This window comes from Xanthomonas sp. BRIP62415, assembly GCF_003993515.1.
Taxonomy (GTDB): Bacteria; Pseudomonadota; Gammaproteobacteria; order Xanthomonadales; family Xanthomonadaceae; genus Xanthomonas; species Xanthomonas euroxanthea.
Map to the genome: position 1 here is coordinate 185185 of NZ_QEZH01000034.1, position 26769 is coordinate 211953.

Below are 26769 nucleotides of genomic sequence, written 5' to 3' on the forward strand. Positions count from 1 at the left end.
GGCGTTTTTTTTCAACTGCGTTGCTCGCCTGCTGCGATCACGCTTCGGTCGGTGGCAGCTCGCCTGTACTGGCTGCCGGTACGCCGGCTGCATCGTCCAGCACATCCTCGGCCTCCTCCAGCGAGGCATCCAGGCGTTCGACCGCCTGCAGCTTTTCGCCCTTGGACAAGCGGATCAAGGTCACGCCCTGGGTATTGCGACCCACGCGCGAGATCTCCGAACCGCGGGTGCGCACCAGGGTGCCGCCATCGGAAATCAGCAGCACTTCGTCGGTGGCGCCCAGCAGCACCGCACGCACCAGCTTGCCGTTACGCTCGGTGGTCTGGATGCCGATCACGCCCTGCGTGCCGCGACCCTTGCGCGGGTACTCGGTCAGCGGGGTGCGCTTGCCGTAGCCGTTCTCGGTGGCGGTGAGGATGTAGGCCATGTCGTCGCTCTCGGCGACGTCGATCACCTCTGCCTCGACACCGTCCGTGCTTTCCACCACGTCCTCGACACCCTCGTCCTCGCCATCGCCTTCGATGCCGCCGGCACGCTCGGCCACGATCAGGCTGACCACCTCTTCGCCCTTGGTCAGGCGGATGCCGCGCACGCCGGTGGCGGTACGGCCCATCGAGCGCACCGTGGATTCGCCGAAGCGCACGGTCTTGCCGTTGGAGGCGAACAGCAGCACGTCGCGATCGCCATCGGTCAAGGCCACGCCGACCAGCGCATCGCCCTCGTCGAGGTTGATGGCGATCTTGCCACGTGCCAGACGGAACGCGAATTCGCTCAGCGGAGTCTTCTTGACCGTGCCGTTGCGCGTGGCAAAGAACACATAGCGGTTGTCGGCGTACTCGCGCACCGGCAGCACTGCCTGCACCCGCTCGCCCGGTTCCAGCGGAATCCAGTTGATGATCGGACGACCACGCGCATTGGAGCCGGCCTCCGGCAGCTGGTACACCGGCAGCCAGAACACCTTGCCGCTGCTGGTGAAGGTCAGCAGCGTGTCGTGCGTGTTGACCAGCCACAGCTGGTCGATGAAATCCTCTTCCTTGGTCGCCGCCGCAGACCGGCCACGGCCGCCACGGCGCTGCGCACGATACGCGCTCACCGGCTGGCGCTTGGCATAGCCGGCGTGCGAGAGCGTCACCACCACGTCTTCCGGCGAAATCAGGTCCAGGATGTCCAGATCTTCTTCGCTGTGACGGATCTCGGTACGGCGTTCGTCGCCGTACTCTTCGCGGATGTTGATCAGCTCGTCGCGGATCACCTGCAGCAGCACGTCCGGGTTTTCCAGGATGCGGATCAGGCCCTGGATCACCTCGAGCAACTGCTTGTACTCGTCGGTCAGCTTTTCCTGCTCCAACCCGGTCAGGCGATGCAGGCGCATTTCCAGGATCTGCGAGGCCTGCACTTCACTGAGCTGGTAGAAGCCGTTGGCCAGGCCCACGCCCGGCGCCAGGTCTTCCGGCTTGGAGGCTTCGGCACCGGCAGCGCCCAGCAGAGCGCCCACCAGACCCGGTTCCCAGGTCTTGGCCAGCATGCGCTCGCGCGCTTCCTGCGGGTTGGCCGAGGTCTTGATCAGCTCGATCATCTCGTCGATGTTGGCCAACGCGACGGTCAGACCTTCCAGCACATGCGCGCGCGCACGCGCCTTGCGCAGTTCATAGATGGTGCGGCGGGTCACCACTTCGCGGCGGTGGCGGATGAACGCCTGCAGCATCTGCTTGAGGTTCATCAACTGCGGGCGGCCGTCGATTAGCGCCACCATGTTGATGCCGAACACCGACTCCATCTGGGTCTGCTGATACAGGTTGTTGAGCACAACCTCGGCCGACTCGCCGCGCTTGACCTCGATGTAGATGCGCATGCCGTCCTTGTCGGACTCGTCGCGCAGCTCGCTGATGCCTTCGAGCTTCTTTTCCTTGACCAGCTCGGCGATCTTCTCGATCAACCGTGCCTTGTTCACCTGGTACGGGATCTCGGTGACGATGATCGCTTCACGGCCATTGTCGGCCACTTCCACGTCGGCCTTGGCGCGCATGCGCACGCGGCCACGGCCGGTGCGATACCCGGCAGCGATGCCGGCGGTGCCGTTGATGATGCCGGCGGTGGGGAAATCCGGACCGGGGATGTACTCCATCAGGCCTTCGACATCCAATTCCGGCGTGTCGATCAAGGCGATGCAGGCGTTGATCGCCTCGGTCAGGTTGTGCGGCGGGATATTGGTGGCCATGCCCACCGCGATACCGGCCGAGCCATTGACCAGCAGGCTCGGGAACCGGGTCGGCATGACCGTCGGTTCCAGTTCCTTTTCGTCGTAATTGGGCTGGAAATCGACGGTTTCCTTGTCGATGTCGGCCATCAGCTCATGCGCCAGCCGCGACATGCGCGACTCGGTGTAACGCATCGCCGCGGCGGAGTCGCCGTCGACCGAACCGAAGTTACCCTGGCCGTCCACCATCATGTAGCGCAGCGAGAACGGCTGCGCCATGCGCACCAGCGTGTCGTACACCGACTGGTCGCCGTGCGGGTGGTACTTACCGATGACGTCGCCGACGATACGCGCCGACTTGAAGTAGGCCTTGTTGCTGTGAGCGCCCAGCTCGTGCATGGCGTACAGGACGCGGCGGTGCACGGGTTTGAGGCCATCACGGGCATCGGGGAGTGCGCGGCCCACGATCACGCTCATCGCGTAATCGAGATAGCTCTTGCGCATCTCGTCTTCCAGATTGACCTGGATGATTTCCTTGGCGGTTTCTGCCATTCGGGTTCCGTAAGTGAGGTGGCGGGCCAGCCGGAAAGCCGCGTCGGGGGCGCCTTGGTCACAGGCTGCCAACCCCACGCTCCCGCCGATCGATTCAAGCCCCGGATTGTATCACGAAGGGGCACCACGATGCCGCCGGTTTACCGGCCAGAAACAAGCACTTGCAGGATTTTGACGGGACGATGCGGCGATAGCGCGCCGCACTGGCCTCAGCCGCCGAACGCCGCCTGCATGCGCGCCGGGTCCGGCTGCACGATCACTCCGCGTTCGGTGACGATCGCATCGATCAGGCTGCCGGGGGTGACGTCGAACACCGGATTCCAGGCATGGATGCCATCGGCCACCGTGCGCACGCCGCCGACCCCGAACAACTCGCCCGGATCGCGCTGCTCGATCTCGATCTGCTCGCCGCTGGCGGTGTCCATGTCGACCGTGGACGACGGCGCCACCACCATGAACTTGACGCCGTGGTGGCGCGCGGCGATCGCCAGCTGGTAGGTCCCGATCTTGTTGGCGGTATCGCCATTGGCGCAGATGCGGTCGGCGCCGACGATGACCCACTGCACCAGCCCGGACTTCATCAGATGCGAGGCGGCCGAATCGGCGATCAGGGTCGCGTCGATGCCGTCCTGCTGCAGCTCCCACACGGTCAGGCGCGCGCCCTGCAACCACGGCCGGGTCTCGCCGGCAAACACCTTGGCGATGCGCTGCTGCGCCACGCCGGCGCGAATCACGCCCAGCGCGGTCCCGAAACCGGCGGTGGCCAGCGAACCGGTATTGCAGTGGGTCAGCACGCCGCTGCCGGTGTCGATCAACGCCGCACCAAGCGCGCCCATCTGCCGATTGGCCGCCAGGTCTTCATCGGCGATGGCCTGCGCCTCGCGCGCGATCACCTCGCGCCAGTCGGCGCCGGCAGCGCCCAGCACGCGACGCATGCGCATCAGCGCCCAGGCCAGATTGACCGCGGTCGGACGCGCGGCGTTGAGCCGCAACAGCGCCGGTTCGAGTTTCTGCAAGGCCGCACTACCGTCCTCGGCAGCGATGTCGCGCGCCGCCAGTACCACGCCCCACCCGGCCGCGATGCCGATCGCCGGCGCTCCGCGCACGGCCAGCGAATGGATCGCCTCGGCCACGGCGTCGCTGGTGTCGCAACGCACATGCTCGACCACGAACGGCAGCTTGCGTTGGTCGAGCAGTTCCAGGGCATCGCCGGTCCACAGCAGTGGGCGGATATGGTCGTAGCGGGCGTAGTCGATATGGGCGCTGTCGTTCATGCGGACATTGTAAGTCATGCCCTGCCTGCAACCACGCACGCCGACCGTCGTGACTGGGTCCTTGCCCGCTCACCACCGCGGGACCTTACGCGGCATGGATGCCGCGTGCGCCCACACGGACGTATTTGCGGCGTGTCCTGCGATGGTGGGCGGGCGGGCCCCGCAGCAAACTGACAGCGTCGAGGGCGCGGTGCCCTCACCGCTTGCGGGACACGCCGTGAACCCGTCCCTGGGGGCTCGGTGGCGGCATCCATGCCGCCACACGGTCCCGCAACCGGCAAGGGCACCGCACCAGACAATTGGTCGGCGCTCACCTGAAAAGCCGTCTGTCGTGCGGTATGCATCAGACGTGGAACCGTTGCTCATGATCAAACGAGGCGCTTCCAGCACTGCTCTTCCCATGCACACCGACCATCTCGACTGGTCCTTGCCCGCTCACCGTCGCGGGACCCTGAGCGGCATGGATGCCGCGCCGGAGCCTACAAGGACGTACTTGCGGCGTGTCCCGCGAGGGTGGGCGGGCAAGGACCCTGCAGCCAACTCGCAGCGTCGAGGGCGCGGTGCCCTCACCGCTTCAGGGACACGCCGTGAATCCATCCCTGGGGGGCTCGGTGGCGGCATTCATGCCGCCACACGGTCGCGCAACCGGCAAGGACACCACACCAGACAGGTGGTCGGCGCTCATCTGAAAAGCTGTCTGTCGTGCGGTATGCATCAGACCTGGGGCCGATGCTTCATGATCGGACGAGGCGCATTCAGCACTGCTCTCCAATGCACACCGCCCCTCTCGACCGGTCCTTGCCCGCTCACCGTCGCGGGACCTTAAGCGGCATGGATGCCGCGTGCGCCCACACGGACGTACTTGCGGCGTGTCCTGCGATGGTGGGCGGGCAAGAGTCCTGCGGCCAAGCCGCAGATCGTCCGCGCTACAGCCGGTAAATCCGCAACCCGCGCAATCACCTCTCAAGACAACCGAGGGCTTGAGTTGTTGATCAATTCTCTCAGTCGACGATGAACTCGGCGCGGCAGCCATCGTTGACCCAGACGCCGTCGCGGCTCCAGCCCCAGGTCTGGCCTTCCACGCATTCCTTTTTGGAGAGCTGCCGGCCCACACGCACCCGGCGCTCCACCGAGACGCCGCAGGTGCGACGTGCACCTTTTTTCGATTCGCAGGTCACCATGCGCGGCACTGCCACGAAGCCGGAACCGTCCTCGGCAGCGACTTCGAATTCGCCATCGCAGCCGCGCGAGACCCAGATTTCGTTACGGCGCGCGCCCCAGCTGCGGCCTTCCTTGCACGGCCAGACAGAGCGCTGGCGCAGCAAGCGCACCGGCGCACCACGCAGCACCACCGGGCAGACCACCTTGCCGCCGTTGGAATCGCAGCGCACCACGCGGCGCATCTGCGGGGCATGCGACGCGCGCGCGCTGGCAAACTCCGCACGGCACCCCTGTTCGACCCACACGCCATCGCGTTCGACATCCCACTCGCTGCCGCGGATGCAACTGGTTTCGGACAGCTGGCGCACCAGTTGCACGCCATGTTCGGTATCCATCGCGCAATGCACGCGTGCCATGTCCTTGGACTCGCAGCGCACCACGCCGGAGACGCGATCGACCGCGCGCGCATCGGCGAGCATCAGCAGCGGCACGCACCACAAACCGCATAAGCTGATCAGCCACTTCATGCCGACAATCCTCACCCAAACACACTCTGCGCCGCGCCCCCCGTGGACGCCACGATGAGAGCATCATCGATGTGAAGATAGCAATACGGGGGACATGACAGCGGGATGGCAGCGGGGCGCACCGTGCGCGACGATGCCACGCAGTGGCCGGTGCGGGCCTTGCCGGGGTCAGGCGCGGGCGAACGCGAAGGCCAGCACATCGGCAATCTGCGTGGTGCTGCGCATGGCCATCAACAGCCGGTCCACGCCGACCGCCACCCCGGCGCAATCGGGCAGTTGCGACAGCACTGCCAGCAGCCGCTCATCCACCGGCAGCTGCGGCAATCCGCGCGCCGCACGCACCGCGTTGTCGCGCATGAAACGCGCACGCTGCTCGTGCGCATCGTTGAGCTCGTGGTACCCGTTGGCCACCTCGTAGGCACCCAGATACAGCTCGAAGCGTTCGGCCACCGGCGGGTCGTCGTGGCGGATGCGCGCCAATGCGCATTGGCTGGCCGGCCAGTCGTGCACCACGGTCAGCGTGTCGCTGGCAAAGCCCGGCTGGAGCCGATGGGTCATCAGCAGATCCAGCCAATCGTCGCGGGTCAGGCCCTCCGGATCGATCGCCACATCGTGCAGCGGTGCGCGCAGCGTTTCGATCGGGTCGCGCAACGGGTCGATGCCCAGTGCCTGCACGAACAGCGCGCGATAGCTCAGTACCTGCACCTGCGCCTGGCGCCCGACCAGCGCAAGCGCGCGGCGCACCAGCGCGATGGTTTCCTGCGCCAGCGCGCGATCGTCCCAGCCCACCCGGTACCACTCGAGCATGCTGAACTCGGGATTGTGGCGGCCGCCGGCCTCGCCATTACGAAACACCCGCCCCAGCTCGTAGCAATCGCCCACCCCGGCGGCCAGCAGCCGCTTGAGCGGATATTCCGGCGAGGTGCGCAACCAACGCACTGGCGCGCCGGCATCGACATGGCCGCTGAAGCGCGTGCTGAAACTGTCGATATTCGGCTCGGTGTTGCCGGCCTCCGACAGCACCGGCGTCTCCACTTCCAGCACGTCGCGCTCGGCGAAGAAATCGCGGATCAGCGCATTGAGCCGCGCGCGTAACCGCAGCGCGGCCAGGTCGACCTGCGCTGCATTCATGGCTGCTGGCCGTGCTCGCCGAGGAAGGCCAGCAAGCGCGCCTCATCCCAGATCTCCACACCCAGCGACTGCGCCTTGTCGAGCTTGGACCCGGCCTCTTCGCCGGCCACCAGAAACGCGGTTTTCTTGGAGACGCTGCCGGCGACCTTGGCGCCCAGCGCCTCCAGCCGTTGCTTGGCCGCATCGCGGGTGAGCGCAGCCAGGGTGCCGGTGATCACCACGGTCTGGCCGTCGAGCGGGCCCGTTTGCAGCGCATCGGCTGCGGGCAGACGCGACAGCACCGTTTCCATCGCCTGTTGCGCGGCGCTGGCCAGGGCCGCGTTTTCCGGCCGCTCCAGCCATTGCAGCAGCGACGCCACCACCGGCGCGGGAACGCCAGCCTGCAACAAGGCATCGGACCCGGCGCTGCGCAGCGCATCGAACGAAGCCACCGCGGCAGCCAGTTGCTGCGCACGCACCGGCGTCACCTTGGGAATGTCCATGTCTTCCAGCACGCTGGCAAAGCTCAGCGCCTCGCGCAGCTTGGGCGATGGCGGATGCGCATCGCCGATGCGCACGCCACGCTGCAGCAGGTCGTCGATGGCCTGCTGATTGCCGGGCTGGTCGAGGAAGTGCCCGAGCGAACGCGCCACCTCGCCACCGATGTCCGGCACGCGCTTGAACAGCGGCCACGGCAGATGGCGGATCAGTTCCAGGTCGCCGAACCACGCCGACAAGGCCTTGGCGGTGCTTTCGCCGACATGCTCGATACCCAGCGCGAACAGGAAACGCTCCAACGTGGTATCGCGCGATTGCGCGATCGCCGCGATCAGGTTTTCCGCCCACTTGGTGGCGATCTTCTTGCGATTCCAGTCGAACGCCGGCAGCCCGGCGCGCAACAGATCGGCCTGCCAGGTGTGCGGCACCTCGCGCTCACCGGCCAGGTCCACACCGATGCCGACCACGGTGGTTTCCAGCTGGCCATACGCACCGCTGGCCAGATGCTCGCGCGCCTCACGCAGGAACGCATGCGGGCTCTCGGCGGTGCTGATCAGGCGCAGTTGCAGCAGCTGGTCCACGGTGAGCAGATACAGGTCGGCCACGCCCTGCACCACACCGCTATCGACCAGTACCTCGATGAATTTCTCGCCCAGGCCATCGACATCCATCGCGCGGCGCGAGACGAAATGCCGGAACGCTTCCTTGCGCTGCGCCGGGCAGGTCAGCTCACCGGAGCAGCGCCACACCGCCTCGCCCTCCTCGCGCACGATCTCCGACCCGCACACCGGGCATCGCGTGGGCATCTGCCATGGCTGGGTGCCCGGCGGCCGTTGCTCGGCGACCACGCCGGCCACCTCCGGAATCACATCGCCGGCACGCCGCACGATCACGGTATCGCCCACCCGCACATCCAGCCGCGCGATCTGGTCGGCGTTGTGCAAGGTGGCATTGGTCACGATCACCCCGGCCACGTGCACCGGCTTCAGCCGCGCCACCGGCGTGGCCGCACCGGTGCGGCCGATCTGGATCTCGATCGCCTCCACCGTGGTGGACTGCTCCTGCGCCGGGAACTTGTGCGCAATCGCCCAGCGTGGCGCGCGCGCGACAAAGCCCATCTCGCGCTGGCCGGCCAGATCGTCGAGCTTGTACACCACGCCATCGATGTCGAAGGGCAAGCCATCGCGCGCTTTACCGATGCGCTGGTAGTACGCCAGCAGGCCGTCGCTGCCCTGCACCACCTCGACCAGGGCGCTGACCGGAAAACCCCACGTGCGCAACTGCGCCAGGATTGCCGAATGCGTCTGCGGCAACGCACCTTCGCTCACTTCGCCCACGCCGTAGGCAAAGAAACTCAGCGGACGCTGCGCCGTGATGCGCGCATCTAGCTGGCGCAGCGAACCGGCGGCGCCATTGCGCGGATTGGCCAGCACCTTGCCACCGTGCAGGCGCATCTGCGCGTTGTAGGTCTCGAAGGCGGCGCGCGGCATGTACACCTCGCCGCGCACCTCCAGTACCTGCGGCCAGCCTGCGCCACGCAGGCGCAGCGGAATCGCCTTGACGGTACGCAGATTGGCACTGACATCCTCACCGGTGGCGCCGTCGCCGCGCGTTGCGCCCTGCACGAACTCGCCGTTTTCGTAGCGCAGGCTGATCGCCAGGCCATCGAGCTTGGGCTCGGCCGAGAACAGCGGCTGTTTCACCTCCAGGCGCTCGCCGATGCGCCGCACGAACTCGGTCACTTCCTCGTCGCTGAAGGCATTGCCCAACGACAGCATCGGCAGGGCATGCCGCACTTCGGCAAAGCGCGAGGCGGCCAGGTGGCCGACGCGCTGGGTCGGCGAATCGGCGCTGGCCAGCTCCGGATGCGCAGCCTCCAATGCCTCCAGTTCACGCATCAGGCGGTCGTAGTCGACGTCGGCCATCTGCGGCTCGTCGAGCACGTGATAGCGGTAGTTGGCGTCCTCGATACGATGACGCAGGGCGTCGATACGCTGCGCGGGGTCCGGGCTGACAGTCATGCGATCGCTGGGCTGGCTCTGGGCCGCCCATTCTAACGGGCCATGCCGGGGTGCAAGTGCGACCCGGCAGCTGGCAAACCGTGCGACAGCGAGCCCTGCAACGATTTTCCCGATAGGCAGACAGGCGCAAACCCGCTAGCGTGGCGCCCTCTTTGCCTGCTCGCCTGGAGCTTACCCGTGTCGTTGCCTGTCTCGCGCCGTTCGTTTCTCAGCCTCGCCAGCGTTGGCGTGGCAGTTTCCGCACTGGGGCTGCCCCCTGCGGCCGAGGCAGCCCGCAAACGCGCGGCTGCGCCGGCCAAGCCCGGCGTGGCGCCGGCAGCGGGCGCGGTGTTTCTCAACCTCAACGAGCATCCGCTTGGCCCCGCACCGGCCGCACTGGATGCCGCAACCCGCTCGCTGGCACGCGCGGGCCGCTATCAGGTCGAGATGGAGCAGGACCTGCGCAATCTGATGACCGGCGAGCTGCAGCTGCCCGGCGACCATCTGGCGTTCTTTCCCGGGTCCAGGGATGCGCTGAATCGTGCCGGCAGCCTGTTCACCTCGGCGCGTGCCGGGCTGGTGGTGGCCGACCCGAGCTTCGATCCGATCGTCGACAGCGCGAATGCCCGCGGCGTGCCGGTACGCAAGGTGCCGTTACGGGCCGACGGCGCCCACGACGTCAAGGCAATGGCCAAGGCCGACCCGACTGCTGGCCTGATCTACCTGTGCAATCCCGGCAACGCCAGCGGCGCCATCACCCCGCGCGCCGACATCGAGTGGCTGCTGGCCAACAAGCCGGCCAGCGCCGTGCTGGTGGTCGACGAAGCGTATATCCACTACAGCAACGAGCCGTCCGTGGCCGACCTGGTGCGTCAGCGCCAGGACCTGATCGTGCTGCGCAGCTTCTCCAAGCTCTACGGCATGGCCGGCCTGCGCCTGGGCGCCGCGCTGGCGCCGCCGGGGCTGCAGACCAAACTCGCCAGCCTGGGCAGCAACCCGTTGTCGGTTCCGGCAATGGCCGCCGGCATCGCCAGCCTGCGCGACCCGCAACTGGTGCAGACCCGTCGCGCGGAAAACGCCCGCGTGCGCGACGACACCATCGCCTGGCTCAAGACCAAGGGCTACACCTGCCTGCCCACGCAGGCCAACTGCTTCCTGCTCGACGTCAAGCGCGATGCCGGCGTGTTCGCCGATTCCATGCAGAAACAAGGCGTCATCGTCGGCCGCAGCTGGCCGATCTGGCCCAAGCGCGTGCGCGTGAGCGTCGGCACCGAGGCGGAGATGCTGCGGTTTCGCGAGGCCTTTGCCAAGGCGAAGCGCTGAGCGCACTGCGCTGGGTGGTCATCCCCTCTCCCATCGGGAGAAGGTGCCCCGAAGGGGCGGATGAGGATGCAAGCGAAGCCGCGTGCCGTCCAACTACCCCAGGGCTTCGCCCCGTGCCCTCACCCCACCTACTCTTCCACAGGAGAGGGGCTTTGATGCCCTCTCCTGCGGGAGAGGGAACTCACCAGCGCGGCGACTTGGTCAGCGGCGGGGCCTGGTGCTGGCGGTCGTAGGCGCGCAGCTCGTCGCGGATATGCGCCACCCGTTGACGGCCCAGCGCATTGCGGCTGTCGTCCAGCACCACGCCGTCGAGCAGTTCGGCCATGCGCTGCACGGTCGGCAGCATCTTTTCCCAGGCATCCAGCGCGGTCATCGGCGCCGGCAAGGTGAGGAAGAACGCAATCGCCGGGGTCTGCATCTCGCGGATGTTGGCCATGTCGAAACTGCCGGGCTTGAGGATGCTGGCCATGCTGAAGATCGGCCCGCGCTCCGGATGCCCTTCCACCAGGCGGTGGAACACATTCATGTGCCCGAACACCAGCCCGGTCTTCTCGGCAGCGACGACAATGTCTTCGCCGCGCAGGACCTGGCCGGCCTTGGCGGCAACGAACAGCGACACGATCTTGTCGAAGTCCTGGTTCGGACGCTTGCCGACATCGTTGCCGCCGGTCGCATCGGCATCGTCCAGGTTCAGTTCGCTTTGCTCGGCGCCTTCACTGCGCGCGAACGGGTCGCCCTCCACGCCGGGCTCGCCGGAAATGACCGGTTCGCGGCGCTCGCGCGGCTGCCCGTCGTCCTTGTCGACCCGGCGGCCTTGCGGCGATTTTTTCGGGCGACCAAACAGGAAGATGGCCGCGACCAGCAGCAGTCCAGCGATCAGGATCCCGATCCGGATCATGGCCATGTCGGACATTCAGCGTGCCTCCGCATAAGAGTGACAGGTGTCGATATTCCAACAAGCATGGCACGTCATGCCGCACCCGCCAAACGTGCGGCCTCTTCCAGGTCCACGCTGACCAGGCGGCTGACGCCCGGCTCGCGCATGGTCACGCCCGAGAGCTGACGCGCCGCCTCCATCGTTGCCTTGTTGTGACTGACGAACAGGAACTGCACCTTCTCGCTCATTTCCCGCACCATGTTGGCCAGCCGGCCGACATTGGCTTCGTCCAGCGGTGCGTCCACCTCGTCGAGCAGGCAGAACGGCGCCGGATTGAGCTGGAAGATCGCAAACACCAGCGCCACCGCGGTCATCGCCTTCTCGCCACCGGACAGCAGCGAGATGCTGGACACGCGCTTGCCCGGTGGGCGCGCCATGATGGTCACGCCGGTGTCGAGCAGGTCTTCGCCGGTGAGTTCCAGATAGGCGTGGCCACCGCCGAACAGGCGCGGATACAGTGCCTGGACGCCGGAATTGACCCGGTCGAAGGTGTCCTTGAAACGGCCGCGGGTTTCGCGGTCGATCTTGCGGATCGCCTCTTCCAGCGTCTCCAGTGCGGTGTTGAGATCCAGGTTCTGTGCGTCCAGATATTCCGAACGCTGCGCAGCCTCGCCGTACTCCTGGATCGCGGCCAGGTTGACCGGCTCCAACCGCCGCATGCGCCCGTCGATCTGGCCGACTGCCGCTTCCCACTCGGCCACGTTCGCTGCTTCCGGCAATCCATTGACCACGTCCTCGAGCACGAAGCCGGCTTTCACCACGGCGGCCTCCAGTTGCTCTGCGCTGAGCACCAGCGCCTGTTGATCGAGCTTGCGCTGCGAGATGCGCTCGCGCTGGGCCAGCGCCTGTTCGTCGCGCTGCTGGCGGGTCTGCTCATAGCTGCGCAGCTCGCCATCGATGCTCTCGAGCATGGTGCGCGCTTCGCTCAGCACACGCTCGGTGCGCACACGCTCGCTCAACGCGGCCTGGTGCTCGTGCTCCAGCGTTTCCACCGGCGAGTCGCCGTCGCTGAGCTGGGCGACCAGGTCCTCCAGGCGCGTATCGAGCTGGCCGCGCTGGCTGTCCATGCGCTCCAGCGTCTGGCTCAGCGAGGTGATCTGGGTGCGTTGCGATTCCAGCGTGAGCGCCAATGCGTGCATCGCATCGCGCACGCCACGTGCGGCATCGCGGGCCTGGTCGCGCGCATCGGTGAGCTGGCGGCGTTCGTTCTCCAGCGCCTCGCGGGTCCCTTGCAGATCGCCCATCAGGGTCACCGCGTCTTCGAGCTTGGCGCGTGCCTCGCGTGCCTGCTCGCGGCTGGTGTCCAGCGTTTCCAGCAGCTGCGACAATTCGTTTTCGATGCGTTCGATGCGCGTGCGCGCGGCATCGACCTTGCCCTGCTGGCTCTGCAGCTGGCCGGCCAGTTCGGACACGCTGCGATGCGCCATGTACAACTGGCGCTGCGCATCTTCGCGCTGCTGTTCGGCCGCCAGCAGCTGCTCGCGGAAGCTGCCCAGGCGCTGTTCAAGCTCGGCTTCGCGCTCCTGCAGCGTTTCGATCTGCGCGCGCAGTTCCTGGATCTCGCGCTCGCGCAGCAAGGCGCCCTGCTTGGCGGCGCCGGAACGCGATACCCGCACCCAGCCCTCGCCCAGCCGCTCGCCGCTGCGGGTGATGACCGAATCGCCCTCGGGCAGGCTGCGCTGCAGCGTACGTGCCGCGTCCAGATCCTCGGCCGCGTGCAGGCGCGCGAGCAGGCGACGGATCGCGATCGGCCCCTGCACCTTGGCCGCCAGCGAGGTCGGCGCAAATGTCGCGTTGTCGTCGGCACTGGACACCAGCGCGATGCGGCCATCACCCAATTCGCCCAGCGCATCGACCAGTTGTTCGGGCACCTCCACCAGCACGCCTTCGATCAACTGCCCCAAGGCGCCTTCGACCGCGTTTTCCCAGCCGCTTTCGACCGTGATCCGCTCGCCCACACGCGCGGCAGAATCCAGCCCGCGCGAGGTCAGCCACGCCACCGCCGCGCCCTGCTCCTGGCCGAGTGCGGCCTGCTGCAAGGTTTCCAGCGACGACAGCCGGCCACGCGCGGCCTGCGCCTGCTTGCGCACCTCGGCCAGCTCGCCCTGGCTGGCGCGCTGTTGTTCCTGCAGCCCGCCAAGCGCGTGCTTGCGCGCTTCGACCTGCTCGGTCAGCCCGTCCAGCGAAGTCTTCTGGGTTTCGTGGCGCAGCTCGATCTGCTCGAACGCCTCGGCCAACGCGTCCAGATCCAGCCCGGCGCGCTCGTTGACCAGCGCTTCGCGGCGGCGTTCGGCCTCCAGCGACTGGCGATCGAGATAATCCACACGCGTGCGCTCCACCTCGCCGGCACGCGAGGCTTCGCCGGTGTCGCGGTTATGGGTTTCCCAACGCTGCTGCCAGTCGGCCAGGCGCGCCTCGGCCTCGCGTAGCGACTCCTGGCGGAATTCGTGGTCTTCGCGCAGCTGTTCCAGCTGCGGTTCGGCAGCGTCCACCGCCTCGCGCAACACCGCCAGCCTGGCCGAGTCGCCGCTGATGTGCTGGGTCAGTTCCTGCAGTTGGCTCTGCGCCTCGTCGCGCGCCTTGTGCAGGCGATGCGAGAGCTCGCGCTGGTGCTGGATCTGCTGCTCGATGCGCGCCAACGCACCACCGACCTGATAGACATCGGCCTGCGCCTTGGCCACCGCTTCGGCGGCTTCCTCGCGACGCGCGCGCCCGGTTTCGATCCGCGCCTCGGCATCGCGCTGTTCGGCGATCAGCTGCTGCAGCCGGGTCTCTTCCTGGTTCAATTTCTCGCGCAGGCCCTGCAGCCGCCCATCCAGCCCGCGGTATTCCAACGCCTTCCACTCGGCGTCCTTGATCCGGCGCTCTTCCTGCAAGGCCTGATACTGCTCGGCCTGGCGCGCCTGGCGCTGCAGATGCGCCAGCTGCTTGGTGATCTCTTCGCGCAGGTCGCCCAGGCGATCGAGATTCTCGCGGGTATGCCGGATGCGTGTTTCGGTTTCCTTGCGGCGCTCCTTGTACTTGGAAATGCCGGCGGCTTCTTCCAGGTACACGCGCAGGTCTTCCGGGCGCGCCTCGATGATCTGGCTGATCATGCCCTGCTCGATGATCGAGTAGCTGCGCGGGCCAAGACCGGTGCCCAGGAACAGGTCGGTGATGTCGCGGCGCCGGCACTTGGTGCCGTTGAGGTAGTAGGCGCTGTTGCCGTCGCGGCTGACCAGGCGCTTGACCGAGATCTCGTTGAACGAGGCGAACTCGCCGCTGATGGTGTGATCGGAATTGTCGAAGATCAGCTCCACCGTCGCCTGCGACACCGGCTTGCGCGCCGAGGAGCCGGAGAAGATCACGTCGGTCAGCGAGTCGCCACGCAGGCGGCTGGCCGAACTTTCGCCCATCACCCAGCGCACCGCGTCGATGATGTTGGACTTGCCGCAGCCATTGGGTCCGACGATGCCGGTCATGTTGGTGGGCAGGTGCAACGTGGTCGGGTCGACGAACGACTTGAAACCGGACAGTTTGATCGTGGACAGGCGCATGGGGCTGAAGGTTCCGGGCACCGCACGGGCGAGGCCGGCAGGCGCTTTTTCCTGTGAAGCCGACACCTAAGCCCTTGATCCACAAGATCTGCAGGCCGTGGAACCGGCAATGGAACACGAGTATAGCGGGCCTGCCATCGTTGGCGCGGCCGCACAAAGACGAAGGGCGCCCAACCAGGCGCCCTTCGGGTACAGCGTGCAGCGTGGATCAGGCGTCGGATTCGACGATGACCTTGACCGAGGTTTCCACGTCGGCGTGCAGGTGCAGCACAACGTCGTACTCGCCGACATTGCGGAATGCGCCTTCGCCCAGGATCACTTCGCTCTTTTCCAGCGGCAGGCCGGCGGCGGTGAACGCCTCGGCGATGTCGCGCGGACCGACCGAGCCGTACAGCTTGCCTTCGGTCGACGCATGCGCACCGATGGTGACGCTGGCGCCTTCGAACTTGCCGGCGCGGCTCTGGGCATCGGCCAGGATGGTGTTGGCCTTGGCTTCGTAATCGGCACGCTTGGCTTCAAACGCTTCGACGTTGGCAGCGGTGGCCGGTACGGCCTTGCCCTGCGGCACGAGGAAGTTGCGGCCGTAACCCGGCTTGACGCTGACCTTGTCGCCCAGGCCGCCGAGGTTGGTCACTTTCTGCAGAAGAATCAGATCCATGGTGGTGCTCCGTTATTCGTTAGCGCCGGCGCTTTGGCCGACGCAACGTTTGCTGTCCGAAAAGACGGGATTCGGGAATCGGGATTTGGGAATCGCAACAGCACGATCAACACCGCATCTCGAATGACCGGCCTCTATATTTTTAGTAACCCGCACATGGATGTGCGGGCTCTTGTGAGGGACCCACATACAACTGAGGGACTCACATACAACCGTGCGGGCTATTCCGAGGGACTCGGATTAAACGTCGTGATTGTCCGTGTACGGGATCAGCGCCAGGAAACGCGAGCGCTTGACGGCCGTGGCCAGCTGACGCTGGTACTTGGACTTGGTGCCGGTCACGCGGCTCGGAACGATCTTGCCGTTCTCGGTGAGGTACTGGCGCAGGGTGTTGAGATCCTTGTAATCGATCTCCTTGACGCCCTCGGCGGTGAACTTGCAGAACTTGCGACGACGGAAGAACTTGGACATGACAGCGCTCCTTAAGCGGCTTCGGCGTTGTCGCCGTCGGTATCGGTGGCGGCAGGTGCAGCATCGCCCTCATCGTCATCACGACGACGACGCTCGCTACGCTCGGGCTTGTCGCCCTTCTCGTCCTTGCTCTTCATGATCAGCGACTGCTCGGTGTCCGGGCCGTCGCGCTTGACGACCAGGTGACGCAGCACCGCATCGTTGAAGCGGAAGCTTTCCACCAGCTCGCTCAGCACGGCCTGGTCGACTTCGATGTTGAGCAGCACGTAGTGCGCCTTCACCAGGTTCTGGATCGGGTAGGCCAGCTGACGACGGCCCCAGTCCTCCAGACGGTGGATGGTGCCGTTACCGCCCTCGATCAGCGACTTGTAGCGCTCGATCATGGCCGGGACCTGCTCGCTCTGATCCGGGTGGACCAGGAACACGACTTCGTAATGACGACTCATGTTGTATTACCTTTCGGATGTGGCCACGTGGGCCGGACAGCTCCCCGGTGACCCGCGCAAGGCGGCCGGTGGAGCAAGGATTCCCGCCCGGAACCGGGCAGTGAGCCGGGAAGTATGGCACTGCAAGGCCTACACTGCAAGGCTGCGCATTACAAGCAAGTCGAGCTCTGCCTGACGCGGAGGATGCGCACCAAGGGCACCGTTGCCGCGCCGATGCCGGCCTTGCGGCATTGCCGGCTGAACCGCAGACCACCCGCGCCTTAGCCGACGAAATCACGATCTTCACGCGCGGTCATCCACGCGACGGCCTGCGCTGGGCACTGCCGTGGGCTAAGACCTTGCAGCCAGGCCAGCGCAAGTGTGCGCGCACGTCCCCAATGCATTTGCAACATCTTGGCTGTAGACCTGTTCGCGCCTATGGCCGCATCACTGGCTCGGCATTGACCTGAAGCGGCTGCTCGCGTCCGTCGCACGCGCGATGCAGCACTCCAGGTTGCGACCGATGGGGAAGCTGTTTCGCTGAGCTCCGCGACCGGTATGCTGCCAACCGCACTGTTCTCGGCAAGGAAAGTCTGGTCGAGGCCGCGTCCGGCACGGTCGGCTGCTACCTGGACTTCCCCGCTGCCCGCGCATGCGCTGCGGATGTTATGCAACAGCGCCCGCGCACTTGCGCACCGAGACACGCGCGCGGTTTCTCGGCGCGCAAGTGCGCGAGATCGGCTGCGCGCGGCTGGATCTGGATCCTCAGTTGACGCTGACCCACTATTCGCGGGAATAAAGCATCCCGGAGCGTAGAACAGATGCGAGCATTGCTAGAAAATTGGCTTCCAAAAGCAGTTGTGCCACATCGCGGGAAGGCTTGCTCATGCAACCACTCGATCAACATTGCATACGCTCGGATGCAATCTTCTCCAGCAAAGTGACAAACGTCTGCAGAAACTGTTGCGCTCGCTCCTTGCCCAGGTAGGCCAGGCTGTACTTGAGATTCAGTCCCAGGCCCCTGTCGCAGGCAAAGGTTTCGAGCGCCAGTTCAACCTGCTCCATTTGCTGGTGCAAACCCAGAATCTGGCAGGGCAGTTCCCCGAGACGGAACGGCACAGAGAGCTGCCCGTGGTCACAGAACTGCTGGATGGGGATGCCCGTTTCGTCTGCATGGTAAGAAAACAGCACTTGCACCATCGCTACCCGCCGGCGCCCGGCGGCCACGCCCTGGCTGATCCGATGCAGCGGCAGCGCTTTACCTGACAGCGCGTCGATGAATGCCTCGCGTACCGCCGCATGCAGTATGGAGAAGTCACCATCCGGCACCCGCGCCCGAATGGGCAGCGTGGTGACAAAATTGCCGATCGCTTCGGCATAACGCTCATCCTCGCGCAGCGATACCGGAGTTCCGACCATGAACTCCTTCCGTGCGAAGAACTCGCTACAGTGACGTACGAAGGCACTGAACAGGACAAGAAACGTACTGCTCTTCAGTGCACCCGAACCGTCTGCCAGGCGCTGAAGCGTGGTCGAACCAATACTAGCCGTGGCCACCGCGAATCCGGCAGCGCTGTATGTGGTCTCGTTCGTCACTCGCTCCAACAACGGCGGGGGTGGATCGGCCAGGCGTCGGGCCCACTCGCGGCGCAGCGCGTCCCCTACATCACTTTCCAACGCGCGGCGATGTGCGGCGGCGAACCCCATGAAGTCGTCACGATCCGCGGCACCGTGCGACTCCCGGGCGTCGTCCAGCAGACGGGCCAGCAGCAGTTCCAGCGATCGCAGATCAACGACAAGATGGTGCGAGACCAGCAACAGGACCGTTCGCGCCCCTGTCCAGCGATACAGGTATGTACGCAGCAAGGGCCCTTGCTGCAAGTCGATCGGTTGGCGTGATGCGTCGCTTGCGTGCTCGACGAGTCGAGCCAGCGTCCAATCCGCGGCGTCGACCTCAACCACGGGCAACGTCGCGCCTGGGTCGATCCCTACCACCGTCCGCGCTCCATCCAGGCGATAGCGGCCAGCAAGCACCGGATCGGTCTGCAGCAGGCGTCGCAATCTGAGCTGCAGCGCAGCCGCCTGCACGGGAGCCGACACGCATGCCGCCACTGCGGCAAGGTAGGCCGGCGAGGCGGGGTTGAGCGTATGGATGAACCACAGCCCCTCCTGGGTGGGCGCCAACGCGAGTGCGGAGGCATTCCCGGCAGCCACCGGCTGCGAAGGGCGTCCCAGCCGCTCATCGATCAAAGTGCCCAGTACCGCAAGGCTGGCATTTCCGTATAGGTCGGACAGACGAAGCGCGATGCCGAAATGACGGTTGACCGCACTGACCAGCCTGACCAGTTGCATCGAGGTTCCGCCTGCGACGAAGAAGTCGTCGTCGCGATGGAGCGGACCGGTCCCCAGCACGTCGCGCCAGAGGCTGTATGCCACGTGTTCGGCTTCGGTAGTGCTAGCGGCGTCCGCCTCCTCCCCTTGGCCGCGCGCGCCCCAGATGGCGTCGGCAATACTCACGGCACTGTGGGACACGTCGAAGATCCATCGTTCCCAGCGCGTATCCCACTGCACTTCGTTGCCGGGGGCAGGGTCACCTGCTGCCGGAGCTGGCTTGCCGACGGCCGTAAGTGAGTCAGGGGCGACTGCCATTAACGGTATTTCACGCATCGCGGTCGTCGTAAACGCCGCAGCCCCTACCGCGGCGTCCTGGCCAGTCACTGCGCGGAAGAAGTTCGTAGCCGGCACATTGCGTGCGGTGCACAGCGCCTGGAGCTGGCCGTGCCGTACGCCCTGTTCCTCCAGCGCCGTCGCGAGCAATTGACCCAAACGCTGCTCCACGCCCCGGCCGAGTACCCGGCAACTGAGCAGGATGTTCTCCATGCGGAAGGCGTCCGCGGCAAACTCTCCGTAGCAGGCCCCCACGAGACCATAGTCGCCGAAGCGATCGCGTGCCCGCACGATCCAACCGCGAACCTCGGGTTGGTGCAAGTAGGCGTTCACCATGTCGGCGCTGCGCAGACGCGCATGCAGATTGAACTGGTTGGTTCGTTGCGCGAGTTCGGTCACGCGCGGACCATGCTCGGGGCCGAGAGCTTCTAATTCGACGACCAACTGCAGGCCGTCGACAAAAGCTTTCAGTCCGTCGTGAGCGCGACGGAAAGCCTTGCGCTGGCCTTCTTGCTGATACAGCTGGACACGATCGGTGCCGCCGGGCGAGCGCCGCAACAGATCCAGCTCCCATGTGTGTTGCCAGAATGCATCGATCTGCGTGGGCAACTGGGGGAACACCAGGCAGGAAACCCCGGGATGCGCGCTACCAACCTGCAAGCATTCGGCCGGGTTGTCATCCACAAACACCAGGCTGTCGATGGCCAAGTCGAGGTCGGCAGCGATCTCGGCAATCAGCGTGGACTTGGGTGCCCACCCGATCTTGGCCAGTGCAATGTCTTCGGCGCGCAGCAGCATGTCCGGATGCTGTGCGAACACTGCCCAGACGTCCTCGGCGACGTTGTGGCTGCACAGGCACAGCAACACGCCAGCGTGGCGTTGCGCCCGCAAAAAAGCCTGCCAACGCCGCAATGCCGTCGTAATGACGACCCCACGGGGCCCGTCTTCGGCGCACAGGCCCTGCCAAAGCGTGTTGTCGCAGTCCACCACCAGCACCTTCTTCAGCCCGCGTTGACGCTGCGCATGAGCACGCAACGCCCACATCGCGGTTGCGGCATACCACTCCATCGGAAACGGCACGCCGGCATCCTCGACCTGAGCGGAGACCGCCTCGACCGGCGACACCGCGTAGCGGCGCAGCACCTCGCGCTGAGCTACCACCGAAACGCCCGGAAGCGCGGCGACCGCGCGCCGCAAGCCGGCCGCCACGTGCCGATACTGGCGACGCATGTGCGGAGAAGCAGCGCTGGCCGGATGACTGGTCGCCAGAACGATGGTCACCGGCTTGCCGCTGCGCGCACGAAACGCTTGCAGCGACGCCAGCAGTTCGCTGCAGCGCGACTGCAGTGCGCGAGCGTTGCGACCGATCGATGGCATCGCGCGCATGGGGATGCGAGTGGCGCTGAGCGCAACCAAGCCGGACTGGCGGAGCTTCTCCTCCTCGCGCAGGACTACCGTGTAACCCATCGATTCCAGGAAACGGACGATTCGTGCGGTACGCACGCCGTCCTGGTCATGCACTTCAAGCATCAGCTGACGGATACGCGGCCAGTGCTCTGTACGTATACCGCGCAGGATCGCATCCTCGCTCTTCTCGGCGTCCACCTTCAATAGCCCGACCGACGCCAGGCCGTGCTGATCGATCACGTCGGATACCGAGGTCAGCGCGACCTCGACCTGATGCCCTTCCAGCCGATGCGCTACCAGGTCTTCGACGTAGCTGTCGTGCTGGCCATCCACCTGCGCATCACTTAGCCGATTCTCGATCACCTGCTTGATCGCACGCCGGTCTTCCTGGGGGTCAACGTGAAAGCCGGAGAACACGGTGGAAGTCGCATAGTGAGTAAATACCGCACTGCCTGACGCTTCCGCTACGCCCTGCTGGTAGACCGTCGCCCGGCCCCGCCCCTCCAGATTGGCGCGCGCCACCACCGCGGTCACCGGCGAAGGCTCGAAGGCAAGTATCCGCACGCTGGGGTTGAGATCCAGCACGTGCAGCGAGAACAACCCGATGTTTGCGCCGATGTCCAGCACAACATCGTCGTCGTCGAGGACGATGTTGTCGCGCAGGTAGCTGCGGTCGTCGAATATCTCTTCGTACAGGTAGTCGGTCTCGTATCTATTCAGTCCGAGTACCTGCAACTGGTTGGGCAGCAGCGACACCTTAGCGCCGGCCGCCTGCGCCTGGTGCCACGCGGCACCTTGCGCAAGCAACCCAGGTGCATCCCACTGCGAGAGGTCCACCAGCAGCAACAGTTCGCTGCATTCCGGCGCGTCGGCCACGCCGGTCGGATCGAGCAGGGTCTGGTGTACTTGGTCGAAGTCGGCCGCACGCACGCATAGGCCCGCGCCCTCGGCAAGAGAGTCGAATGCCTCCTGGAACGGCTCCAGGCTGATGTTGCCGGCCACAGACAGCGTCGGACGGTTCCGGGCCAACTGCGCATATGCGACGCCGACGATCTCCGCCACCACCTGGCCGCGACCGTTGCAGACCTGGAGATCGGCAACGAAACCCCGCGCATGCGCATTGCGCAGCCAGCCGGTGGCGAACAGTTGTCCATTCAGGGGTCCCCACACATCGATGCGATCGATCGACTGGATCAAATGCCCACATGTCGGCGGGTGATCGGGCAAGGCCAGCAGCGCGTGCAAGCATGCATCCAGGCAGGCCGCAGCCGGCGCGTCCTGCCCGGCGATCTCGACCCGTATCCGATGCCCTTGCCGGTGCAGGCCCGCGAGCAGACGCAAGGCGGGGAGAAAGGTATTTCCTGCATCCGCCAGGCTGCGGTAGAAGCTGCCGACGTCCAGCCGGTCGCCGTGCTCCGGCAACGCCGCCGTGTCGGTGCACGGCGCGCCGCCTACCGCAAGGGGCCGCGCCAGCAATTCGACCGCCAGCGTGGCATCGCCGTCGTCATGCAGACGCGAGACCCTGACGCCGAGAGCCGTATCGTCCCCGGTCGGGAGAGCGGAGCACTGCAGCGCATCCTCGGCTGCCAGCACAGTGTGGAAGAGCAGACCGCCGAGCTGGCAGGGCGCCCCTTGCGCAGCGACTGTGTCGAGTACGCGCGTCACCACCAGGGCTGCAGGTACCACTGCGCGTTGCCCGACCCGATGCGCGGCGATTACCGCGCGCTCCTGCAGCGACCATGCAGGTAACGCGACCGGTGGGCCATGCGGTGCCACAGCCCGGGTGGCGACATTCTCACGCGATGCCTTGGTGTCCGTGATCATCAATAGTGTCCAAGGGTTCCGTTGCGCTTGGCCTTGCGGAGGGCCATCTGGAACAGCACGCACCCGATGGACAGATACACCACCGCGTTCACCGCCGGGGTCAGGTGGTCAACCGCCGTCGGCTGGTAGCCGGTGGCAAGGACCTGGCGCATCAGCGAAGCGGCCGAGGACAGCGGCGCAAAATCCAGCCACTGCAGCGCCTGCTGGGTACCGTCTCGCTTCTGGAAGAAGACCAAGAAAAGCAGCATGAACTGGCTGAGCCCGATCAGTGCCGTGGCTTTCTTCATCAGCAGGGCCAACGCGCCCATCATCAGGCCAAGCCCGGTCGTACCAAGCACCAGCAACCCTACTGAGGGCAATACCGCCGGAGTGATGTGGAAGCTGGAGCGAGTCAGCAGAAGGATGCAGACCAGCACGGCCAAGGTGATAAGCACATTGATCGACAAGTTGGCGAGCACGCGCAGCACGGTCACCGCCAGAAAGGAGCGATCGGACAGCACCACCTGTTCCAGCGTTCCAATCTTGGCCTCCTGCTCGATTTCACCGGCAACGCCGCTGAAGATGCCCAGTACCAGCATCCAGGCGATGTAGCCGGCCACGATCGAATCGATGCGGGTGCCGAAGTCCTGGCCACCCGCCAGAAAGCGCGCCCCCAGGTACAGGCCGGCGAACATCAGGGCGAGGATCGCGAACACCGCGACCGCCTCCGCGGGATAACGCAGGAACAACTTCCAGGAACGTCGCGTTTCGGCCAGCAGCAGCGTCATCATTGCACGGTCTCCCGGGCGGACTGTGGGGAAGGAAGTTGCCGGGTATACATCCGGTACGCCGCATCCAGGCCAAAGTCGCCGCGGACCAGGCGCAGGATGGGTGTGGGACTCAGTGCTGCCAGCACCTCGTATGCATGGGTCGGCTCGCCGGCGAAGAACATCAGCTGGTCTACGATCTCCACGTTGAGCGCCTGAAGGGCAGCGAGCGTTTCGGTTTGCAGCGGGCCTTGAAACTCGATCTGGTAAGTTTCGCCGGCGAACTCCGCCTTGATGGCGTCAGTCAGTGCGTCTGCCACCTTGCGACCGTCGTGGATAATCGCGATGCGGTCGGAAATCTGCTCGGCCACCTCCAGTTGATGGGTGGTCAGCAGCACGGCCACCCCTTCGGCGCGCAGATCGCGAATCAGCTGCAGCAGGATCTGGGTGCCTTCGTAGTCCACGCCCAGCGTGGGCTCGTCCAGAATCAGCAGGCTCGGGCCGTGCACGAGGGCTACCGCGATGGCGATCTTCTGCTGCATGCCGCGCGACAGCATGCGGATCGGGGTACGGGCCACCTCGCCCAGCCCGAACCGCTCCACCAGCGCCGCGCCCTTGTGGCGTGCCTCACGCAGGCCAAGACCGCGCAATGCCCCGAAGTACTCAAGGTTGTCCAGCGCATTGAGGCGCTGGTACAGGTTCTTGCCGCCTTCCAACACGGCGCCCAGCCGGGCGCCACGCCGAGCGCCGTCGTCCTCGCCGAAGCGCACGGTGCCGGCGTCGGGCACGATCAGCCCGGCGATTACCTTGATCGCGGTTGTCTTTCCCGCACCGTTGCGGCCCAGCAATGCCAGCACCTCGCCCCGGTCGATATGGAACGAGAAGTCGTCCAGTGCGTGCTTGACTCCCGCTTCACTGGAATAGGATTTTCTGAGGTTGTCCACGACTAGAGCCTTCAAGGCGTATCTCCCGGAATGAGGCGAGTATCAGGCGAGCTGGATGGTCTTTTCGCCGAACAGGCGCTCGTGCCGGATGGCATGGTCGGCACAGGCGGCAAGGAGCTTGTTGGACTCCACGATGGGTAGCGAGTCCTCGGTGTAGCTGATGCTGGAGATATAGGTCAGCCAGGGCTCCTTGCCCATCGCGTAGACGTACACCGACTCCGGCGAGAAGCTCTGCACGATATCCAGCGCTCGCTCGTAGTTGGACCCATTCAGACGCCGTGCCTGGTCCAACTTGCGGTCGACTTTGCGGGTGAACAGCGGACCGTACAGCCACGACATAGGCGCGCCCTCGCACTCCATGCCGATGAAGATGTGCTGGATGTTGCCAACGATGTCTCGCAAGTGCTCGTACAGCCGCGGCTCCAGGTTGTTGGAATCGGCGGCGAACAGCATGGTGCTTCCCTCTAGGCTGACGTAGAACGCCTGCTTGCTGCGGATGTGCAGGTCGCCATGCTCGCCGAAGAACGGTAGCCCCATAATCTCGCCACCGGCGACCGAGACCGATTCCAGCTCGTCGATCTCCAGCACGTTCTCGAACCCCACCGTCTTGAGCATCAGCTTAAGCGACGGATCCTGCAGCGTGCCGCCACCATTCTTCGGAACCACGACGGTGCCGATCCGATGACGAATCTGCAGCAGCGTTTCGAACATCACATGATCCTGGTGCGCGTGCGTCAGCAGGACGTAGTCAATACGGTCCGGCAAGTCGGCATAAGAAAAGCGCTGAACGCCGCCTTCCAGTGCGTAGCTGATGACCGGATCGGTCATGATGGTCACATTGGCACTTTCCACCAGCACCGTGGCGTGCCCGAAGTAACGAATACGCACGCCGGAACCAGCGAAGTTGCGGTCGGCATTGCGCACCGGTGCGGTATCGGTGAAGTAGCCATAGAACATCTCGCGCTTGGCCGGATCGACGATGTACGACTCTGCAAACTGGCGAACGAACGCCTCGGAGTCGCCGTGGTCGCGCATGGCAAACAGGCGGTCGATGTCTCTGGAACGATAGGGAAGATCGACCATGATGTTTTCGTCCGTGCTAAATCGCGGCGTACTCAGCACAAACGGACGGTGATCCCCTTCCAGCAGCGATAGAGAGAGTCCCTGCAGATCCTCGCGGTAGTACTTGCTGCGATACGCCACGCCTTCCAGCATGCGGAAGGAGGGATTGTGGTGCAGGTCGTAGCCCAGCTCGACATAGCCCTTGAGCACATCGGGAACCCGCGGATACAGCTCCTCCAGCGACGACCCCTGCGCCTCTGACTGCAGCATCTCGTCCAACGCCTTGACCGCGTCGGTGATCTCGCTGGCGAAACCCATGCGGCGGCGGGTGTCGGCAATCAGCTGGTGCACCACCTCTAGCGGCCCTTCGTAATCCATGAACGGTCCACCGCGCATGGCAGGATTCTTTGCCGCCGCCGCATGCAAGTCCGGCGCCTTTAGGTAGGAGTCCATGATCCGCATATGCAGATTGGTCACGATCATCGAGGCAGTGATCGGCTGGATCAGCAGCGGCCATACGTACCAGCCGTTGAACAGCGGTTCCATCATCACGTTGTCCTTCAGGTAGAGCGGTCGTTCCATTGCGGTTGCCTCGTTGACTTCGATGGTTGACAGTGTGTTACCTGCTGCTTCCGCTTCGATGGCCGGCATCGGAGTGCGGAGCTACTCCGTATTGAGCTTCACTAGCAATTGCGCATCCCGCTCCAGCGACTCGGAATCGTGTACAAGCGCACTGGCGGCTACACAGAAGTCCTGCAGTCGCGGGGCATCCAGCACCACCACTAGGCCCAGTTCCGTGCGGAAGATCGTGTTGAAGCGGGCAATGAAGCGGATCGCCGCGATCGAATGGCCGCCAATTGCGAAGAAGTCGTCGTCCAGTCCCACCTGCGCGTAGCCGAACTGCTCTTCCCACAGCGCCGCAACCACCTGTTCGAGCCCCGTCCGGGGTGGGCGGTGGGCAGCTGCATGTGCCTCCTCGGACAATCCAGACAGAATTGCCGCGTGATCCACCTTGCCGGACACGGTCAATGGGAGGGCTGCGGTGATCCAGATCCGCGCAGGGACCAGATAAGCCGGCAACCGGGCGCGCAACTGGGCCCGCATCTCCGCTCCGGTGAGGCCGGCATCGGTGGCAACGCAGGCATACAGGGCGTCGCCACCGTCCCCGCCGCGCTGCACGCCGACCGCTGCATTGCGGACGCCTGCACACCCAGACAAGGCTTTCTCGATCTCGCCCAGTTCGATGCGGTGGCCGTTGAGCTTGATCTGCCGATCACTGCGGCCCAGGAACAGCAACCGGCCATGGATGTCGTGCCGACCTAAATCGCCGCTGGCATACAGACGGCTGCCCGCAGCACCGAACGGATTGGGCACGAAGCGCTCGGCGGTGGCGGCGGCACGGCCGACATAGCCATAGGCCAGGCCGCTACCCTCGATGTACACCTGGCCC

16 protein-coding genes are annotated in these 26769 nt (G+C 65.4%); 1 reads left to right on the top strand and 15 read right to left on the bottom strand.

Features of this window, described 5'->3' with window-relative positions; genetic code table 11:
* Nucleotides 1–37: 37 nt before the first annotated feature.
* The 5 genes from gyrA to ligA all read right to left on the bottom strand — a co-directional run bounded on the left by gyrA (nucleotide 38) and on the right by ligA (nucleotide 9340).
* Nucleotides 38–2749, bottom strand: a complete 2712-nt coding sequence (gyrA, locus tag EO141_RS19275) for a DNA gyrase subunit A (protein WP_127169993.1) — start codon at nucleotides 2747–2749, stop codon at nucleotides 38–40.
* 209 nt (nucleotides 2750–2958) lie between these two features.
* Nucleotides 2959–4023 carry an S-methyl-5-thioribose-1-phosphate isomerase gene (gene mtnA, locus EO141_RS19280; protein ID WP_104582814.1) on the bottom strand — a complete coding sequence of 355 codons (1065 nt, stop codon included), beginning with the start codon at nucleotides 4021–4023 and terminating at the stop codon, nucleotides 2959–2961.
* Between the two features lie 1001 nt (nucleotides 4024–5024).
* Nucleotides 5025–5711 (bottom strand): DUF3011 domain-containing protein, encoded by a 687-nt coding sequence (locus EO141_RS19290; RefSeq protein WP_104582813.1) that lies wholly within the window; start codon nucleotides 5709–5711, stop codon nucleotides 5025–5027.
* 168 nt (nucleotides 5712–5879) lie between these two features.
* Nucleotides 5880–6842, bottom strand: a complete 963-nt coding sequence (gene epmA / locus EO141_RS19295) for an EF-P lysine aminoacylase EpmA (protein ID WP_127169994.1) — start codon at nucleotides 6840–6842, stop codon at nucleotides 5880–5882.
* The gene (ligA, locus tag EO141_RS19300; RefSeq protein WP_127169995.1) at nucleotides 6839–9340 is read right to left on the bottom strand and encodes an NAD-dependent DNA ligase LigA; all 2502 of its coding nucleotides are present in this window, start codon (nucleotides 9338–9340) and stop codon (nucleotides 6839–6841) included. The genes epmA and ligA overlap by 4 nt, the downstream gene beginning before the upstream one ends.
* A 177-nt stretch (nucleotides 9341–9517) precedes the next feature.
* On the opposite strand from ligA, the gene EO141_RS19305 reads away from it, so the two are divergent.
* Complete coding sequence (locus EO141_RS19305; RefSeq protein WP_119129116.1) at nucleotides 9518–10642, top strand: pyridoxal phosphate-dependent aminotransferase; 1125 nt, start codon at nucleotides 9518–9520, stop codon at nucleotides 10640–10642.
* 181 nt (nucleotides 10643–10823) lie between these two features.
* Here EO141_RS19305 and zipA read toward each other — a convergent pair whose 3' ends face one another.
* From zipA to EO141_RS19355, 10 genes are all read right to left on the bottom strand, one after another.
* Entirely contained in the window at nucleotides 10824–11555 is a 732-nt protein-coding gene (gene zipA / locus EO141_RS19310; RefSeq protein ID WP_127169996.1) for a cell division protein ZipA, read from the bottom strand.
* 56 nt (nucleotides 11556–11611) lie between these two features.
* Nucleotides 11612–15115 carry a chromosome segregation protein SMC gene (gene smc, locus EO141_RS19315; protein ID WP_127169997.1) on the bottom strand — a complete coding sequence of 1168 codons (3504 nt, stop codon included), beginning with the start codon at nucleotides 15113–15115 and terminating at the stop codon, nucleotides 11612–11614.
* A 208-nt stretch (nucleotides 15116–15323) separates the two neighbouring features.
* Nucleotides 15324–15773: a 50S ribosomal protein L9 gene (rplI, locus tag EO141_RS19320; protein WP_016904199.1), complete on the bottom strand. Its 450-nt coding sequence runs from the start codon at nucleotides 15771–15773 to the stop codon at nucleotides 15324–15326.
* Nucleotides 15774–16013: 240 nt separating this feature from the next.
* Nucleotides 16014–16244 (bottom strand): 30S ribosomal protein S18, encoded by a 231-nt coding sequence (gene rpsR / locus EO141_RS19325; protein WP_005991243.1) that lies wholly within the window; start codon nucleotides 16242–16244, stop codon nucleotides 16014–16016.
* 11 nt (nucleotides 16245–16255) lie between these two features.
* Nucleotides 16256–16690 carry a 30S ribosomal protein S6 gene (rpsF, locus tag EO141_RS19330; RefSeq protein ID WP_006451585.1) on the bottom strand — a complete coding sequence of 145 codons (435 nt, stop codon included), beginning with the start codon at nucleotides 16688–16690 and terminating at the stop codon, nucleotides 16256–16258.
* Between the two features lie 879 nt (nucleotides 16691–17569).
* Complete coding sequence (locus tag EO141_RS19335; protein ID WP_127169998.1) at nucleotides 17570–22567, bottom strand: FkbM family methyltransferase; 4998 nt, start codon at nucleotides 22565–22567, stop codon at nucleotides 17570–17572.
* Nucleotides 22567–23337: an ABC transporter permease gene (locus EO141_RS19340; RefSeq protein ID WP_127169999.1), complete on the bottom strand. Its 771-nt coding sequence runs from the start codon at nucleotides 23335–23337 to the stop codon at nucleotides 22567–22569. Before EO141_RS19340 ends, EO141_RS19335 begins: the two co-directional genes overlap by 1 nt.
* Nucleotides 23334–24272, bottom strand: a complete 939-nt coding sequence (locus tag EO141_RS19345; RefSeq protein ID WP_127170000.1) for an ABC transporter ATP-binding protein — start codon at nucleotides 24270–24272, stop codon at nucleotides 23334–23336. The genes EO141_RS19340 and EO141_RS19345 overlap by 4 nt, the downstream gene beginning before the upstream one ends.
* 27 nt (nucleotides 24273–24299) lie before the next feature.
* Entirely contained in the window at nucleotides 24300–25970 is a 1671-nt protein-coding gene (locus EO141_RS19350; RefSeq protein ID WP_206514825.1) for an MBL fold metallo-hydrolase, read from the bottom strand.
* Between the two features lie 12 nt (nucleotides 25971–25982).
* The coding region (locus EO141_RS19355) for a phosphopantetheine-binding protein (protein ID WP_164739327.1) at nucleotides 25983–26769 on the bottom strand (787 nt) is incomplete at its 5' end.